Here is a 19,344-nt window from a genome sequence, read left to right as displayed (position 1 = left end):
TGCATATAATTCTTCTTAATCTAAAAAAATCCTTTATAAAAAAGGATTTCTTTTACTTCTTCATGCTTTTTAACCACTTCTCAAAAATTTGTACCATTCCATGTTTTCCAGCTAATTTCTCTTCCCCTTGTTTCGTTTTATATGGATATAATTGCAAAAACACACCACATCCAGACTCAATTTTTTTACTATGCATATGACTTCCTGGATATACACAAATAACTTCATAAATGGCCCTTCGATGATAGACTCGCTTTCCATCTTGTTCTTCTACATATTTTATAGACCAGTACTTATACATTTGCTCAGTTGCTTTCGTATTTCCAACGTGCTGAAAAATATTGTACATTGGGCTATACTTCACTTCAATAATAATAGAAGATTGATATACATATTTCTCTTCTTCCTTTACATAGCAGTCTAATCGAATATCTGGCTTCTTCGTATCTTCTCCATTATAAAAATTACTCCCTTTACTTAATGCTATAAGAGGATGTGTTTCAATTAAATCATTAAATGCGACATGTACTCTCATATCATCACGTTGTAAAACTACTGTCGTGCCATCTTGTAATCCATCTACATAAAAATGTTCTTGTATTTGTTCACGAATAGAATTTCTAGCCTCAAAACCAATTTGCTCTAACATGGAAATAACGATAAAAAAAGCGTAATATTCATACACTAAAAATGTTGGCTTATAAACAAATAATAAAGATGGAGATTGATCTGTATATTGTGGAAGTAAATCTAAATGCTGTAGTAGTTGTTGATGTGGTATCGGTAAATTATGTGAGTTCATCTTACCCGTTTCTGAAACCTCTCTCCAAAATGGAGAATGCATTAAAGTATGAAAGTATTGTACACTTTCATGTACAAAATGCGCTAATATTTTATATTCTTGTATCTTCACGGAACTTTTTCGTAAATCCGCCTCTTTTAGTAAATGAATATTTTTATATTTTTGTTTCTCTCTATCGGTCACTGATCCATTACGCTCTATTGTTTGTATAATCGTTTTTACAGCTTGAAATTCTTCTGATTTTTTCTTCTTTGCTCTTTCTAATATATCAATTGTTTGACGCAAAAAACTTTCAGCTTCAAGTAAATAAAGATAAAATTGCATCGCTTTAAATTTAAGAAATGCATTCTCCTTACTATTTTTTTGTTCTATAAATTTACGATTATAATATTTTGCATACGGTTTTCTTTCCGCCACTACGGCTCCCTTTCTCGTTACTTTCCGCTCCTTTTCTTCCCATTTATATTCATGTATAAACTTTGAACTCGATTCTATTTTCTTAAAAATTTGCTTTATCTTTTTCATTTTTTGTGGCAACTTTCTAAGTAACACTAAATAAGAAGAATCTTCAATATCACTAAGAGCAGAGAAAGTCTTTTTATAATAACCTCTATCTAAAATCAACTCATTTAAAATTGACTTCACATAGTTTTGAATCATTTCAAATTGATCATCGAAAAAATTTTTTGGTACGACTTGAAAAGCGCCATAATACGTTTGATCTTCTATATTTACCTCAAAATGATACAAACCACAACGCCATGGATAAAAGAATTCTGTTTTTCCATGTTCATATATTAATACCTTTTGTTTTTTGTCATTTATTTCATATTTTGTCTCTTTTATATTCTTCTGTCCCTCATAGACTTTATTCCATATAAAAGTAATATTCATTGGATTTTCATACTGGCACTGCAATCTGATTGGTTTTAATTCTTGCACTTTATAAATACATTGAGCTAATGCTGTTGCAGATGTACAAAGACGATTTAATAAAATATATTCTCCTTTTGACTCCGTTCCAATAATTAACTTTAATACAAAAGGAAGTGTTTCTTTCGTATCAACGATTTCTGTTTCATATCGCCCATCATTTTGCATAGCCATACAACTCCAGTTCTCTACGCTTTTCTCTTATATATGCTATAGAGTGTTCAAATGTAGATACTCTGTTTGCAAGTGGAGATTGCAAAAGAGGTACTAATGTCGCTCCCCTTTTTACTTCTTCAGAAAGTAAAGAGCCCACCATCATTTCGGTCCCTCTTATTTTCGTCAATACACGTTGCTTTATTTGTAAATCAAACCCCTCTTCTCTACTGATCATATAGGAATGATTATTTTGGAACGGTATATTTTGCAAGTAAGCAGCTATTGCGTTTGCACATCGAAAAGAAATCCCCTTTGATGCATCATGTGATGACAATGCAGCATGTAATTTATCTAATAGTTCTAACTCTTCCCCAGAAAACACCTCAATCATCGTTTTATTCCTAACCCAATTCATACGAAATTCTCCTGCAGTTACTTTCAGAGGTGGTTGTAATACAACTTTCTCTTGTTCCATACACATCTCACAAAACGGGATCTTTTGTAATGTTATTACATTCGTCCGATCTAGTAATCGATCTGAAAGCTCTTTCGTTGTTTCATCAAAATTGATAGTACCTACAAATATAATATTTTCTCCAATTTCAATTGTTGGTGGAATTGGATTTTCTTTTTCTTGTACACCTTCATATAAATTTAAAATACGATTTTGCTTTTCAAGTTGAAGAACAGATAAAAATGGAGTAAACCAATGCTCAATATGTGACATATTCATTTCATCAAAAACGATTATATACAGCTGATTTTGATTTTCTTTTGCTTTCATTAGCGCCCTAACTAATTTTGTTTCACTTTCAATAAAGGTACCATTTGGGTGAAGATAACCGAGTAAATCATGTGGTTCTTGATACGATGGTGAAATCGGGATCCAAACCAATTCTTCCCCGTATTGTAATCCAAGTGCTTCTGCATAAGCTTGTAAAAAACGGGATTTGCCAGTGCCTGGTATACCACCAAGAATCGTTAACATATTTGTTTTCACACTTATATGAAAATTATAAATGTCCGTTTCATCAAAATATAACCCTTTATTACGCACAAAACTTTTTACATATTGTAAAAAGACGGATTCACGCTCATCCCATTCCCATTCATCCTTTTGCACTTTTATTTCCTCTACTTCTACATACTTACCTTCCTCAGTCATTCGTTTTTTTAATTGCTCATGCATATGATTACTTACAAAATACAATTGATCTTCTACAGCTATATCTACATGCTTCATCCAGTCATTAAAGTCTATATACTTACATTCCCGCTGCTGTTCAAAATATGCGATTGAACTAATTGATGAAGACTTTAAAGATATATTTCCATACAACCTTCCATCGTGCCACAATAATTCGGGAGGTTCAAAGTCTTTCGGATATTTAGGCATTAGAAATGACAAATAACCATTATTAAGTTTTCTTTCTAAAGATTCTCCTTTTTTATAATCGGAAACTTTAGGTACTGGAATCATTTTATAACCGCTTGCTATTTCTCTCGGTTCTTCTGTACAAATTAATTCAGCGTATATATGTCCTCTTTCATAATAAAGACGAAACATAACCAATTGTTTTTCTAATTTTTTTTTCTTTAATTCCGAAAAGACTTTTTCATTCTTTTTATTACTACATAAACCTTCAAATACATATGGTTCATTTTTTAGTTGTTCTTGTAACGTATATGGTATTGGCGATAGGCATTGTACAAAGAAATTCTCTCCATTCTTCTCACTTTCTGATTTTGTAAACTTTCCGATAAACCTCATATAGTACATTCGTTTTATAAAACTTGGATGAAGAGCTTTATGTAATTTCACCTTTGTCACCTTCTTTTTTTCATACTATTCTTAGTGTATGAAAGAAACGAAAAACTAGAAACAAAAAACCTGACGTTATCCGTCAGGTTCAAAATAAAAACGTATATTAATGAGATGGAAATGCTTTTTTCTCTTGTAAAATGGCATTATGAGCAATTTTCATTTTTGCAAGTACATATCGTAAACGATCTTCAGCGTTTTCATCTTTATGTTGCTGTAATTCCGCCAAATTCTCTACCGCACTCGCTAAATTTTCAATCACTCCTCGCAGTTCAGGATGATGATTAAAAAAAGATTCTTGCACTAATACTTTCCTTACTTCACTCGCTAAATCAACAATTCTGGTCAACTGTTCTTTTTCTTCCATTTTCATCCCTCCTGAATATCTTATGTATTAAATATTCTCTAGACAAAGAAAAAAGCCCTTTAAATGAAAAGGACTTTTACATTTTTATATTTCCAGTTAATAACATATAAATAGATGTGACAGCTGCAACTACGATTGCCCACATTACATATCTCTCTATACCAGTAAAACAACGATTTCCTTTTTCTTTTCTTGCATACATATAAACCATAATCCCGATTCCATATACGATTGAAACAAGCAATAAATTCTTCAAACCAGCTGCATAAATAAGCCATACAGAGTACATAGAAGCAATTAAAGCTAGCGAACCGTTTTTTACTTTTGCATCTTTTAGTTCATTTGTAATGACTAATTTGAATTGGAATAATGCTGATAATAAATATGGTACTAAAATTGATGTTGACGCTATGAAATACATAATTTGATATGTTGATTCTGAAAACAGAACAATTATAAATATAACTTGGGCAACGCCATTTGAGATCCATAATGCTATATGCGGCGTTTGTTTTTTATTTGTTTTCGTAAAGACTTTCGGAAACACGCCATCTTTTCCTGCTACATGAGAAATTTCAGAAACAAGTAAAAACCAGCCTATTAATGTACCTACAAGTGAAGCAACTAACCCGATGTTAATCGCTACTGCGCCCCACGTCCCAACAACATGTTCTAATACATGTCCCATTGACGGCGTTTCTAAAACAGAAAGCTCTCCTCTTGTCATCGCTCCCATTGACAAGACAGAAATTAAAATATAAATAGACATTACTAAAATAAGTCCTAATACTGTCGCTTTACCGACGTCTCGACTATTTTTCGCTCTTCCAGATAATACTACCGCTCCTTCAACCCCAATGAAAACCCAAAGAGTTACAAGCATAGTATTTTTCACTTGACCAAGTATAGAGGAAACTGAAATAGTTCCTTCTCCCCAAAAATCATGTGTAAATGTATCCCAGCGAAACGCTGTTACCATTACAACAATAAATAATAAGATTGGAACCAATTTCCCTATCGTTGCAATAACATTCATAATAGATGCTTCACGAATTCCAAATAAAATTAGAAAATGAAGTGTCCATAATAAAAGTGATGCTCCTACGATAGACGCAACACTATTTCCGCCTTTAAAAATTGGGAAGAAATAACCTAATGTACTAAACAGTAACATGATTGTTGCAACGTTTCCTAAAATTCCTGCTAGCCAGTATCCCCATGCACTGTTAAATCCAATATATTCACCGAAGCCAGCACGTGCATAACTATAAATTCCGCCCTCAAGCTCTGGTTTTTTTCTTGCTAACGTTTGATAGACGAGCGCGAGTGGAATCATTCCCATCGCTGTAATACACCAGCCAATTATTATAGAGCCACTATTTGCTCCTACTGCTAAATCATGCGGTAAACTAAATACACCGCCACCAACCATTGTTCCGACTACTAATGCAATTAATGGAAAAAATCCTAACTTCTTTTCTATTTGTACCACCCCATCTGTCATTCTAGGTGTTATGTTCGTTCAACTATTAAAGTCACCTTTTTCTCTAATAGACGTTTCTTTTATATTTTTTCAGGAAAACATTACTTATTCTAAAAGAAAATGAACAAAAATGGAATACTTTTTTGAAAAAATGTATAAGTATGCACAAAAAAACCGTTCATTTTGTAATGAACGGTCATTTCATACATATAAATTTGTATATTTCTTGTAAAATTAACGAAGTAAATTCTCTTTTTGTAAAAATTGTTTCGCTACTTCTTCACTACCTTTTCCATTCACATTTACCTCATAATTCATTTTTCGCATTTCTTCATCTGTAATCTTTCCAGATAATTTATTTAATACCTTTTCAAGTTCAGGATATTTTTGTAACGTCTCTTTTCTTAATAAAGGTGCACCTTGGTACGGTGGGAATAAACCTTTATCATCTTTTAGCACTTTAAGTCCGTATTGTTCCAATTCACTATCTGTTGAATATGCATCAATTACATTCACATCCCCTGATTGAATTGCACTATAACGTAATTTCGGTTCCATCGTTTTCACATTTGAAAATTTATAGTTATATAATTTTTGCATTCCTTTATAACCGTCTTCACGATCAGCAAATTCTAATGTGAATCCTACTTTAACATCTTGTGCAATTTTTCCTAAATCAGAAATTGTATTCACATTATTTTGATCTGCTATTTTTTTCGGCATAGCTAGAGCATATGTATTGTTATACTCCATCGGCTTCAACATAACCATATTATATTTCTTTTCCATTCCAACGCGGGCTTGCTCATATACTTCATCACGATTTGTACTTTTCGGATTTTCTTTCACGAAAGTAGATAAAGCTGTTCCTGAAAATTCAGGGTATATATCTACTTCCCCTGATTTCAACGCTTCAAATACAAATGCTGTTTTTCCAAGACCTGGTTTTAATTCTACGTGTAAATCAGTATCTTGTTCAATGAGCTGCTTATACATTTGAATTAAAATTTCAGGTTCTGATCCAAGTTTGCCGGCAATAACAATATCTTTCTTTTGCGTGTTCCAAAGAAAGGGAGAAGTAATCATGATACAAACAATACATATCGTCAATATAACACGCTTAGAAGAGCGTTTAGGGCTCTCAAGCACTCTAAGTACTACATCAAAGAATAAAGCGAGTAACGCGGCTGGTACAGCCCCTAAAATGATAAGCGCATGATCATTCCGATCAATACCAAGTAATATGAGTTTTCCGAGCCCACCAGCACCTATAAGAGCTGCTAATGTAGCCGTTCCAACAATTAATACCATCGCCGTACGAATACCGGCCATAATAATTGGTAATGCAAGAGGAAGTTCTACCTTCCACAATCTTCTCCAGCTATTCATCCCCATAGCTCTCGCTGCTTCAATTAAAGATTCATCTAATTCCCTTATTCCCGTATATGTATTTCGTAAAATAGGTAATAGTGCATACACAACTAATGCAATAATGGCCGGGAGTTTTCCAATTCCTACTAACGGAATTAAAAGTCCGAGTAGTGCAAGTGATGGCACTGTCTGCATAACTGCAGAAGTTCCTATAATAAATTCAGCCATTCGTTCTTTTCTCGTTAATAAAATACCAAGCGGCACTGCAATAATTACTGCAAAAAATAATGATATAAGCGATATTTGTAAATGTTCACTTAATGCAGTAAGTAATTCTACTTTTCGTTCTTGGAACGTTTGTATAAAATCAGTCACTGTTTAGCCTCTTTCCTTCATTTGTTCAACAATGTAATTGACAATATGACGGCTTGTTAAAGCTCCAACATATTGACCATCTGCTTCAACTGGAACTACTTCGTCAGCTCGCACACGAACTAATGCATCTTGTAAAGAAGAATGTAATGATAGTGCTTCCCCTTCTACCCGCATACTTTCATCAAGTGGCAATACATCTTCTATACTTTTCCCCTCATACCAAGGTCGTCCACGATTTCCAATGAACTCTTCTACAAATTCATTTTTCGGATTATGTATAATTCCTTCTGGTGTATCTAATTGAACTACTTTTCCTTCTTTCATAATACAAATACGATCTCCAAGTGATAATGCTTCTTGCATATCATGTGTTACGAACACGATTGTTTTTTGAATCTTTTTTTGCAACTGTACAATATCCTTCTGAAGCTGCTCTCTACTTAACGGATCTAACGCACTAAATGGTTCATCCATAAGAACGATTTTTGGATTTGCGGCTAATGCCCTTACGACACCAACGCGCTGCTTTTGCCCTCCTGATAATTCATCAGGCATACGATCGCGATATACATCTGGATCTAGCCCGACCATCTGCAGCAGTTCATCGACACGAGCTTTTATTTTTTCTTTGCTCCACTTTCTCATTTCAGGAACGACTGCAATATTTTCAGCAATTGTCATATGCGGAAACAAAGCAATTTGCTGCAACACGTATCCTATATCCCAGCGTAATTCATTAATATCGTATTTTTGAATATTTTTTCCATCGATTAAAATTGAGCCTTCTGTCGTTTCAATTAAACGATTAATCATTTTCATTGTCGTTGTTTTCCCACAACCACTCGGACCAATTAGGACAAAAAACTCTCCCTTTTTAATTTCTAAATGCAATGAATCCACTGCTTTTGTGCCATCTTCATATGATTTTGACACTTGATTAAACTGAATCACAAATACAACTCCTTTATCGTTGTTTCCTTTATTTTGATGGAATATGGAATTCATTTCAAATGATACGCATTATTCTACAAAAAAAGAGCTCACATTTGAGCTCTAACGGTCGAACAATATTGTTTTCATAATAGCGGCATATTCACGCACATACATTTTTCTCTTAGAGCGCATTGGCGTTTCAGCAGCTAATGCCTCCATCTTTAATCCTAAACGCTTTGCAATTATTTTCGTTCTATACAAATGATACGTATTACTTACAACTACCGCATGTTTCACATCATATAAATCCATACTAAACTTTAAATTCTCATACGTATTTGTAGATTGATCTTCTATTAAAATACGACTCTCATCTATACCACGCGCCATTAAATAATTTCTCATACTATGAGCTTCCGGTATATCTTCATCTTCTCCTTGACCACCTGAAACAATTACTTTCGCTGTAGAATGGGAAACTAAATATTCCAAAGCTACATCCAAACGGTTTTGAAGAGATAAAGATGGTCTATCTCCAAATAACTTTGCACCCAGTATAAGAACGTACGGAGAGTGATAGCTCAACTTTTCACGAGCAACTTTGTTCATTCGAAACGTCATATAAATGATGTATAGTGGCGGTAATAATAAAATGATAAGAAAAATCCATTTGTTCATAAATAAGTTTGCACTCCCTTTCTTTTTATTATATAAAAAAAGAAAGGAAGGCAGAAGTGTTTTTTAAACAATCGATTTATTAGAAACACTCGCTTCGAATTTACGTTTTGAGATTACATAGTTTATAGCAATTCCTAACGAAAGGATCAATATGAAACTTAGTAAATAAAACGGTACCATGACACCTACTTTAGAAACACCAGCTGTAAACAACATTAACAATACAATTCGAATTCCCGTGCCAATTAACCGAAATAAGCTATCCACTCTTCCCATTACTTCGTTTGGAATTTCCTCCATCATTAATACATTTCTCGCCACTCTTGTACCTGCATTTCCAATTGCATGAAAAATTGCAAGTGCATATAACAACATTACGGAAGGTTCAACAATCATTACGGTAATTGAAATTACATATGTGAGCATCGTCATGACGATTGAAGTTTCTATTTTGACATATTTCATCATAATTGGAATACTAATTCCGGCAAGAACCGCTCCGACACCATACATCATACCTTCTATTGCGTATACAGAAGCACTGGCTTTTAATATATCTGAAATATATACCGGGATTAAATAATTTGCCATCATAACACCGATAAACGGCATATAAGTCGCAAGTAAAAACCAAAAGAACTTAGGACGCTTTTGCATAAAGTGAATCCCTTCGAACAATTGCTTCTTAAATGTTACTTTTCTTTTCACTTCCTTTTTCTTTACATACGGTATACATAAGAAAAGGACGAAGGCTCCTATAAAAGTTAACATATCTACTAACAAAATCCATTTTAAAGAAATGATTTCAATAAGGAAACTAGCAGCAGCTCCTGAAATAACTTGCGTTAACTGTCCTTGTATTTCCATTGTTCCACTTAAATTTTTATAATGTTCTGCTTGAAATATCTCTTGGTTGAACGCAAATATTGTAGGATAAAATAATAAATAGTAAAACGATCCAGCTATATATATAAGAATATAGTGAATAGAATGATAGGGTTGCCCAGTAAATCCCCATATTGCCATCATTCCTATAACAACTATTCCAATACCTTCATTACATAATAATAAAGATTTTCTTGAAAAACGATCAATACTTTGCCCGATAAACGGTGTTAATAAAAACATAATAAGAGTTGAGATGATAGATACATAACCAAACGTTGTCTCTCCCCCACTCTCTTTAATTAACAGCCATGGAATCGTTATCATTACAATACCGGAACCAATAGCTGATAGACTATTGGCCCCTAGTATAAAATACAAGCGTGAATCTTTATACAGAGATGACATATCACTCAACTCCTAGTTGTTTTTTCACCTCTTTATATACGCCCATATATGCTTTTAATTCTTTAACTAAATCATGAATTAATGGTTTTGCATCTTCTCCCAGTTCACCGTCTTGTACATGAAGTCCATCAAGTACAACTTGTTTTGGGATTGCATTTGCGTATACCCCTCTAGCAACAGTGCGCATACTGTTTAATGCGTTAATTCCACCTTTACCGCCCCCGGCAACTGCAAGTAATGCGACAGGTTTATGGACGAATTCACTACTGCTTAAGTAATCTAACGAATTTTTCAGCGCTCCACTCATTGCATTATGATATTCAGGTGTACATAGTACTACACCGTCTGCCGCTTTCACTAACGCCTTTAATTTTTTTACCGCTTCTAATTCACGTTGTGATTCTTCCCCATTATATAAAGGCAATTCCTCTACTGCCAAATCGTATAACTCCCCTTCAAATTGGTCAGCAATATATTTTGCCACCACACGAGTTCTACCGAATTTTCTTGGTGTACCGTTAATAACGACTAGTTTCATAATCATTTCTCCCCTTTGTTTTCAAGTTATACTTATATATTATCAGAAATTTCTATACAAAACACAATATAAAGAGGGAATTAGCTTGATAAAATAGTATGATAAACAAAAAAAAGAACTCATACGAAAGTATGAGTTCTTCACAATTACTTTTCTCCTCCTTTATGGCTCAATATGTCTATGCTTCCTTTCGCTTCAAAATGGTTATACGCTTCTTCTGCTAATTTCATACGTTCTTCCGGTAATTCTATATATGTCATAACGTTTTCTATTATTTTTTCGTACGGAGTAAATACAATTCCCGGCCACTCTATCTCGTCCTCAGGATTACTATTTTCCGAAATAATAAATTTCTTATTTGCCACTGCATAAGAAACTCGAGGAGTTTCAAGAATGCCCGATAAGTAAAAATGAATATTTAATATAATTTTAGACCTGGCAATTAACTCATTTTTAACAATTCCCCACGCATTATTTTTAAAAACAATATTTAAATGCGGAGCGACTGCTTTTAATTGGTTAAAAATAACTTGCCGCCTTGGGTTAAGAGCACCTATAAACAGTACATCAATGTCTTCAATTAACTCTTCATCAAACGCATCTTTTTTTATTTTTAGAGTTGGAGCATAGTTCATTTCCACATGTTTTATTTCTTTTCCAACTCCTTTTTGTTTTAACCATTCTATATTTTGTTTACTATAATCCCAAATTTCCTTATCTTTTAATAACATTAAATAAAGGGGATGCGCATAAGGACTTCCTTCATATAGCTGTTCTAAATTATAAATAATCGCATTTTTCGGAAGTAAATTCGGGTTATGTGCATATGTATGCGCTCCAAAAACAATTGTATTTTTCACATTTTCTAATATTGCTTCTGATATGATTGCAGTATTTCCCTCTTGCTCCAATCGCCATTTCAAAGCTCGCGCAACATCTATAAAACTACCATACGTCTTTGGGCATATAAAAAGACAATAATCATATTTTTTATTCAAATAAGCTTCCATTAGTCTTAAATTATTTTTATATAAATCCACATCCGGATATTTAAGTAGAAGCTCCCTTGCATGTTTTTTTGCTACTTTATACATTCCGGCATAATAAGCAGCAATGCACCTTCTTAATTCGATTTTTTCCCTATGCTCTTCTGCTACGTCCATGTCTAAAAGAAGAGTTGCGATACAATACGCTTTTAAATGATCACGATCATAATAATAATCTAGTAGTGGCATCAATTCTTCATACGTATTTCCATGCACAGATTCCCCTAACTCTAGCGCCCATCGTATTAATTCCATTATTACTCCACTACTCCTTTAACCGAAATTGTATTTAATAAAATTTCGCATTACTTTCAACCATATTTGCTATATGCGACGGTAGCTCTTGTTTTTTCGATTCTAAAATTTTTTGTGATACAGCACCTAAATGCTTTTTATGTGGTATATAAAAAGCACTTATAGAAATCTCATAGTCAAATAAGTAATCATACACATGATAATCTACAAATAGAAGATCATTCTTTGGAAAAGGAATTTCCTTCCCTTGCAACGCATACATCAAGGCAATATTATTTTGAGATTTTAATCGATACATTCTTGCAAGTTGGTATAATGGCTCAGCTCGAGTTGGTCTATATTCCCACGCTTTTTGAAAATAAAAAATAGCTAATGCTGTATATTGCTCTTCTTGCATCTTAGCATTTTCTTTTTCATCCGCTTCTGTTACTTCATATTGTTTATTTGCTGAACGGTTTGCTAATTGTTCATAACAAAATCCTATTCGCAATAACGAATAGAACACCTCTTCAACCCATCCACCTGCTTCCACTCTTTTTTTATACCATTTAATCGAATCTTCAAATTGACTTAAATGAAAATAAGTTTGGGCTAAATAAAATAAATATCTTATATGCAAATCTGGCGTTGTTTCTGGATCACTCAATCCTTGTAACAACAACCTCTCATCTCTCTCAAATTTATCAGCTTTACTACCACCATCCCCAGGATCGTTAACGACAAGCGTTTCTAACCTAGCTACCCTCGTATTATAATCCGCGCCAACCTTGGAGCGATCTATATCCCAATACTCATGAGTAACACCGACAGACTTCCATGGTAAAGAAGCTTTTAGAAGGCGTGTAAGCCAATACTTAATATGAATATCATATTGCAATGTAAGATAATGGTCTTCCGTTAAACTAGTCTTATCAAACTCGGGATCAACTTCTAATATCATATCTGCATCTAATATTAATAAATAATCTGCTGCTGGATATGTTTTTTGTGCCAATGACACTGCTAAACTTCTGTTATAACCAAAGTTTTTAAATGGTTCATGATGTACTGTTCCAGGGATTTCATTTTCTTTACACCAATTTTCAATAATTTCAGGTGTATGATCAGTTGATCCCGTATCACAAATAGAAACAAAATCTACAATTGATTTTGTAGCATTTAAACATCTTTCCATAATTCTAGACTCGTTTTTAACAATCATACAAAGACATAACTTTTTTTCTTCCCCTGCATTCTTCACTTGCTCATTTCCCATTTAACCACCTCATATTTTATTAACACGTTCTTTTCATATGTAACACCATTTCATAGCTACATTGATGACATAATCATCCTTTTACTATTTATGAAAACTTCATTTTATTTATTCTTACTTTTATGTTAGGACATCTTTCATGCTGCACTATATATTTGATACAATCAGTACAAATAAACAATGATTGGTATTTTTAAAGTAGAGATTTCTTACACTAAAAAAAGAAACTTGCGCCTATGCACAAGTTTCTTCTCGAAAATCATTTCCTATTTTTTCACAACTTCATGTCCACCGAACTGATTACGAAGAGCTGAAACTACTTTTCCGTGGAATGTATCATCTTCTTGAGAACGGTAACGCATAAATAATGACATTGCGATTACCGGTGCTGCTGCTTGCAGTTCAAGTGCTGTTTCCACAGTCCATTTCCCTTCTCCTGAAGAGTTCATCACACCTTTAATACCATCCAGTTTTGGATCATCTGCAAATGCCTTTTCAGTTAAGTCCATTAACCAACCGCGGATAACCGATCCGTTTGCCCATACTTTTGCAACATCTTCATAATTGAAATCAAAATCACTTTTATCTAACACTTCAAATCCTTCAGCGATTGCTTGCATCATACCGTATTCAATACCGTTATGAACCATTTTTAAGAAATGACCACTTCCGACGCGACCTGCATAAGAATACCCATTCTCTACTGCTAAATCTTTAAATAAAGGTTCTAATTGATCGTAAATTTCTTTTTCTCCACCAACCATTAAGCAAGCTCCGTATCTAGCTCCTTCTACACCACCTGATGTACCGATATCAACGTAATGTAAACCAAAGCTTTTCGCTTCTTCAGCACGGCGTAACGTATCTTTATAGAATGAATTTCCGCCTTCAATAACGATATCGCCTTCCTCTAATAATGGATATACATCTTTTAATACTGACTCAACAACTTCTCCCGCAGGTACCATTACCCAAATTGTACGAGGGGCTTCTAATTCAGCAATCATTTCTTTTAATGTATGACGTGCAGTAATTCCTAAAGCCCCAGCCTTTTCAACATGCTCTTTATTTACGTCATATACAACAACTTCATGTTTGTCTTCATATAAATGTTCCGCCAATGGGAATCCCATTTTTCCTAATCCAATTAAACCTAGTTTCATATTAATCAATCTCCCATTCTATACAAATATATTTAATAACGAAATGAGTCCAAGTGCTACAACAGATAATATTGTCTCCATTGCAGTCCATGTTAATAATGTTTCTTTCACAGTCATTCCGAAATATTCTTTAATCATCCAAAATCCAGAATCATTTACATGTGATAAAATTAATGACCCTGCACCTGTTGCAAGTGCTAGTAGTTCAACATTTACACCTGGTATACTTGCTGCAATCGGCGCAACAATACCAGCTGCTGTCATCATAGAAACCGTTGCCGATCCAGTTGCGATTCGGATAAGTGCCGCAATTCCCCAGCCTAATAATATCGGTGAAATATGAGATTCTTTCGCCATTTCTGCGATTGTCGTTCCAATTCCAGAATCTAATAATACTTTATTAAATGCGCCGCCTGCACCAATAACTAACAGTATGTTCGCAATAGGCCCAAGGCAATCGTTTGTAAATTGTAATACTTTATCCTTTGAGAAACCTTTTGCATAACCAAGACTAAAGAAAGAGTATATCGTTGCAATTAATAACGCGACGATTGGATCTCCAATAAAGTGCAATACTTGTGCAAGTTGACTTGTTTTGTTTAGTGCTACTTCCGCAATCGATGCACCTAGCATTAGAAATACTGGAAGTAAAATTGTAAACAATGTATTTCCGAAACTAGGAAGCTCCTTCTTCTTATCTCTTTCAATAAATTGCTCCGCTATATCTAATGGTACTTCTTTATGTATACGAGCACCAATCCATTTCCCGTAAAGCGGACCTGAAATGATTGCAGTTGGAAGTCCGACGATTAAAGCATATAAAATTGTCTTCCCTACATCTGCTTTAAAAATACCTACTGCTGCCATCGCTGCTGGATGTGGTGGAACGAGTCCGTGTACAACAGATAGTCCTGCTACTAGTGGTATACCGATTGTAATAAGTGATACCCCTGTTTCTAACGCAATCGTAAATACTAATGGAATTAACAGTACAAATCCAACTTGGAAAAACACTGGAATCCCTACTAAAAATGCAACGAACATCATTGCCCAGTGAACACGTTTCTTCCCAAAACGATCAATTAATGTGTTAGCAATTCGTTCAGCACCGCCAGATTCGGCCATCATTTTTCCAAGCATCGTTCCTAATGCTAATACTATCGCTAAAAACCCTAACGTATTACCAAGCCCTAGTTTAATAGAATCGATAATCCCTGGATCTTTTGGTGAAGTTCCAATCAATGGCATTCCCATTGCTAGTCCTACACCAATTGCTGTTAAAATTAATGCGACAAACGGATGCCATTTTACTACTGTAATAAGTAAAAGTAGTATGACAACTGCCGCTAGTACGATTCCAACTACCATTTCTCCCAATCCCCCTATTGTTTACGTTGGAAAGCAGCTATACAATCAAATTCTTCTTTCAAGCGATTGTAAAGTCGTTCATACATATAAAACATTTCTAAATATATAGCCGTATTTTCTTTATTCGGTACATGATGATGAACGATATCAATCCAATCCTTTACCTCTTCAAGAGAATCAATTTTTCCTACAGCATATAAAGCAACTGCTGCTGCCCCAAGCGCAGATGCTTCATGACTTTCAGGAACAAGCAATTCTTTTCCCATCATATCGGATAACATTTGTCTCCAAAATGCAGATTTCGCAAAACCTCCTGAAACGCGTATTTCAGTAAGTGGACCTGTACAATCCCTGATTGCGAGTGCAACAGAATATACGCTCATACAAACGCCTTCCATTACTGCACGTATAAAATGTTCTCGTTTATGCTGAAGGTTTATTCCAAAAAATGTACCACGAGCATTTGCATTCCAGTACGGTGCACGCTCTCCAGATAAAAATGGTAAAAATAGCAATCCACCCGCTCCAGCTGGTACACTTTCCGCATATTTAATTAATAAATCATACGGATCAATGCCAAGTTTCTTTGCTACTTCTTGCTCTGGGCTACCAAATTCATCACGTAACCATCTCAGTAATATTCCGCCATTATTCGTTGGTCCGCCAATCACCCAGTGCTCGTCTGTTAATGCATAACAGAACGTTCTACCTTTTTCATCTGTATTAACACTAGATGAAATTGTTCGAACAGCACCACTTGTTCCTATCGTAATTGCAGCTGAACCAGGAGATATTGCTCCAACTCCTACATTCGCAAGAACACCATCACTTGCACCAATAACAACTGGAGTATCTTCACGAATACCCATCTTTTGTGCTAATTCCGGTTTCATACCCGATAAAATATATGTGGTTGGCACAGGTGTTGATAATTGTTCTGGTGACATATGTAACATCGTTAAAACATCTTCATCCCAGTTTAATGTTTCTAAATTCAATAACCCAGTAGCTGATGCTATTGAATAATCCACTACGTAACGTGAAAACAATTGATACAAAACATACTCTTTAATGGAAATAAATTTATATGCGCTCGCATATAATTCTGGCTCTTCCTCTTTCATCCACAATAATTTAGTAAGTGGCGACATCGGATGAATTGGTGTACCCGTTCGTCTATAAATTTCATGACCATTCATATGTTGTAATAATTTTTCTGACTGTTTCGTACTTCGATTATCTGCCCAAATAATAGAGCGCGTTAACGGCGCACCGTTTTCATCTACTGCAATTAATGCATGCATTGCAGTACTAATACCAATTGAAGAAATATCTTCTGGTAACACGTTACCTTTTTTGATGGCAACGCTTACAGTTTTATATACAGCGGCACATATCACATCAGGATCTTGCTCAGCCCATCCGACGTTCGGTTGAATAATTGGATAATCTACTGCATGTGATGCAACGACTTTTCCTTTTTCTGTGAACACAACCGTTTTTGTACTTGTGGTACCGATATCAATCCCGATTACTCTCCCCCTTGTTCCCATGCGAATCTTCCCTTCGTTTCTAGCAAAATACGATTTAGTAAACCGTTTACATGAATTAGTATATAAAATATTTTTTCTTTAATCAAGTTTTAAAAAGAAAATTTTTTTCATAATAAAAAATAAATCCTCTCATTCCATTTCATTTACATACTATATGTAGCTTTTCCGTCAGGTAAAATTGCATCATATTCGTTTCGCAACACACCTTTTTTCTAGTTTTTGGGTAACTATTTCTTTAGCTTAATGGGTATGTAGTTCGTTGTACAAAACCTACATTTTTAGTAAGATTTCGTAAGGGATTAGGAGATGAAAACGTTTAAATTCCTTGAGCAAATTGTATTAATAGATTAGATAAAAAAACGCCATCCTTTCCTATGATTCTATAGAAAGAATAGCGTATTTTTTCATTTTAGGTAGAATTTTATTTTGTTAACTTGATGATACTGTGCTTCTATCCCACATCGTCTCTAATTTGAAAACATTTATTCCATTTAATAATCCTTTAATGAAAATAACCTAACTGACATATTCAAACAACTCTATTGACACTTAACACTACACTTCATTAAGGTACATTATTCTAAATTTATTGATGTAGTTGAGATGGACTCACTTTTTGAATTTGAACAAGTATATCAAACGCTTTACCTAATGATATATCAACTGTTTTTGGTATATCAGGCCCTTCGGTAGTTACTCCAGCGAAAATTGGATGTTGTTCGTTCAACCAAGTTTTTGTCACGCCGTTTGCCTTACGTAAATCAATAAAAAATTGATCTTTTTTAACTTGTCCAAAGATGTAGTTATAACTGTTTGGATCATCCGATTTTAATATTCCATATGGGCCAAATTCACCATCGCTATTCTTGACATTGTATTGTCCGTCATAAACTGACGTTCCAATAGATACGTACCGTTTTCCATAATACTCTGCTAAATACTGCCCAGCTACTTTAGGGTATACAAAAGGAAGCATATTTGTTTTCGAAACGTGTCCATTATGCCCCCATACAATAGTTTTTCCTAAATGTTCTTCAGTCCACTTCGCATTTTCGTACATTGCAATATCATGTTTCAAATATAAATCAGATGGTTTATCAGGAGGTGACGTTAACATTGTAGTAAACTGTTCAATAATACGTGCATTTTGTTTTATCCATGCGAACTCTTTAGACTTCCCATTTAAATAACTTTTATTTTCCTCTAATAAAGCACTAATTTGTTTAGCATCTGAAATATACTTTTCTTTTTCTTCTTTCGTAAGGCTTTCAAAAGTATTCATATCCTTTGTTACAGGAATAAGACCTTTTATCTTCTCTTCTACCCTCGGCACAAGTTTTGAATCGGTTCTTTTAATATATTCTATTATATTATTATAAACATTCTCGTTTACTGATTGAATGTCCATCCCGATGATACGCACTTTAGATTTATGTTTTGGATTAGCATTATATTGCCGAATCCAATCAAGTAAATCTAACATTTCTTTCGTCTTAAATACAGGTGATAGATGTTGGCTTGGATTTCCCTTACCAGTAAGAACATATCGATCAAGTTCTAAAGCTCTGTCCCACCCCTCTTCTAAAACTAGGTTGGTAAAACCCTTTTCAGATACTAAATAATTTACAATACGGTTTTTCATCGTAAAAACTTCATGAGCCCCATGCGTAGCTTCACCTAAACCTACAATTGAAGCTGAACCCACCATATTCTTAAGTGGTTTTAAATCATTAAAAGGTGTATTTGGATTGGTTGTTTTTAAAGGCTTCGCGTGCATTTCTAACCATTCCGCTATTTGATTTTTATTGTAGGGAGCTGTAACAGAAACTCCTGTTTTCGAGTCTGCATAAGTACTTCCTACAAAATTAGTCAGTATTATAGCAGAAACACCAAGTGCAGTAATCATTTTCTTTTTCATAAAACCCTCCTGAAATATTTACTTAAAACGATAGC

Annotated in this window: 15 protein-coding genes; all 15 read right to left on the bottom strand. The window is 34.3% G+C overall.

What is annotated here, in order from left to right; genetic code table 11:
• Window positions 1–52: 52 nt before the first annotated feature.
• Window positions 53–1,903 (bottom strand): hypothetical protein, encoded by a 1,851-nt coding sequence (locus ACZ76X_RS16695; protein WP_479851064.1) that lies wholly within the window; start codon window positions 1,901–1,903, stop codon window positions 53–55.
• Complete coding sequence (locus tag ACZ76X_RS16690; protein WP_479851063.1) at window positions 1,893–3,713, bottom strand: AAA family ATPase; 1,821 nt, start codon at window positions 3,711–3,713, stop codon at window positions 1,893–1,895. The genes ACZ76X_RS16695 and ACZ76X_RS16690 overlap by 11 nt, the downstream gene beginning before the upstream one ends.
• 106 nt (window positions 3,714–3,819) lie before the next feature.
• Window positions 3,820–4,080: a LemA domain protein gene (locus ACZ76X_RS16685; RefSeq protein WP_098667929.1), complete on the bottom strand. Its 261-nt coding sequence runs from the start codon at window positions 4,078–4,080 to the stop codon at window positions 3,820–3,822.
• Window positions 4,081–4,156: 76 nt separating this feature from the next.
• Window positions 4,157–5,584, bottom strand: a complete 1,428-nt coding sequence (locus ACZ76X_RS16680; RefSeq protein WP_479851062.1) for a basic amino acid/polyamine antiporter — start codon at window positions 5,582–5,584, stop codon at window positions 4,157–4,159.
• Window positions 5,585–5,797: 213 nt separating this feature from the next.
• Window positions 5,798–7,309 carry an ABC transporter permease/substrate-binding protein gene (locus ACZ76X_RS16675; RefSeq protein WP_479851061.1) on the bottom strand — a complete coding sequence of 504 codons (1,512 nt, stop codon included), beginning with the start codon at window positions 7,307–7,309 and terminating at the stop codon, window positions 5,798–5,800.
• A gap of 3 nt (window positions 7,310–7,312) precedes the next feature.
• Complete coding sequence (locus ACZ76X_RS16670) at window positions 7,313–8,260, bottom strand: ABC transporter ATP-binding protein (RefSeq protein WP_479851060.1); 948 nt, start codon at window positions 8,258–8,260, stop codon at window positions 7,313–7,315.
• Between the two features lie 102 nt (window positions 8,261–8,362).
• A complete protein-coding gene (locus ACZ76X_RS16665) occupies window positions 8,363–8,920 on the bottom strand; it encodes a YdcF family protein (RefSeq protein ID WP_479851059.1) in 558 nt (185 codons plus the stop codon).
• Window positions 8,921–8,983: 63 nt separating this feature from the next.
• The gene (locus tag ACZ76X_RS16660; protein WP_479851058.1) at window positions 8,984–10,213 is read right to left on the bottom strand and encodes an MFS transporter; all 1,230 of its coding nucleotides are present in this window, start codon (window positions 10,211–10,213) and stop codon (window positions 8,984–8,986) included.
• 1 nt (window position 10,214) lies between these two features.
• Complete coding sequence (locus ACZ76X_RS16655; protein WP_479851057.1) at window positions 10,215–10,751, bottom strand: NADPH-dependent FMN reductase; 537 nt, start codon at window positions 10,749–10,751, stop codon at window positions 10,215–10,217.
• Window positions 10,752–10,897: 146 nt separating this feature from the next.
• Window positions 10,898–12,052 (bottom strand): CgeB family protein, encoded by a 1,155-nt coding sequence (locus ACZ76X_RS16650; protein ID WP_479851056.1) that lies wholly within the window; start codon window positions 12,050–12,052, stop codon window positions 10,898–10,900.
• A 34-nt stretch (window positions 12,053–12,086) separates the two neighbouring features.
• Complete coding sequence (locus ACZ76X_RS16645) at window positions 12,087–13,307, bottom strand: tetratricopeptide repeat-containing glycosyltransferase (protein ID WP_479851055.1); 1,221 nt, start codon at window positions 13,305–13,307, stop codon at window positions 12,087–12,089.
• 266 nt (window positions 13,308–13,573) lie between these two features.
• Window positions 13,574–14,470, bottom strand: a complete 897-nt coding sequence (gene gnd / locus ACZ76X_RS16640; RefSeq protein WP_479851054.1) for a phosphogluconate dehydrogenase (NAD(+)-dependent, decarboxylating) — start codon at window positions 14,468–14,470, stop codon at window positions 13,574–13,576.
• An 18-nt stretch (window positions 14,471–14,488) separates the two neighbouring features.
• Window positions 14,489–15,838 carry a GntP family permease gene (locus tag ACZ76X_RS16635; RefSeq protein WP_306183216.1) on the bottom strand — a complete coding sequence of 450 codons (1,350 nt, stop codon included), beginning with the start codon at window positions 15,836–15,838 and terminating at the stop codon, window positions 14,489–14,491.
• 14 nt (window positions 15,839–15,852) lie between these two features.
• Window positions 15,853–17,391 carry a gluconokinase gene (gntK, locus tag ACZ76X_RS16630; protein ID WP_479851053.1) on the bottom strand — a complete coding sequence of 513 codons (1,539 nt, stop codon included), beginning with the start codon at window positions 17,389–17,391 and terminating at the stop codon, window positions 15,853–15,855.
• 586 nt (window positions 17,392–17,977) lie between these two features.
• Window positions 17,978–19,309 (bottom strand): erythromycin esterase family protein, encoded by a 1,332-nt coding sequence (locus tag ACZ76X_RS16625; RefSeq protein ID WP_479851052.1) that lies wholly within the window; start codon window positions 19,307–19,309, stop codon window positions 17,978–17,980.
• Window positions 19,310–19,344: the final 35 nt, after the last annotated feature.

The sequence above is a fragment of the Bacillus sp. BC05(2025) genome (genome assembly GCF_056725905.1).
The sequence above is the reverse complement of the archived record's forward strand: the minus strand, read 5'-3'. Positions and strand labels throughout refer to the sequence as shown.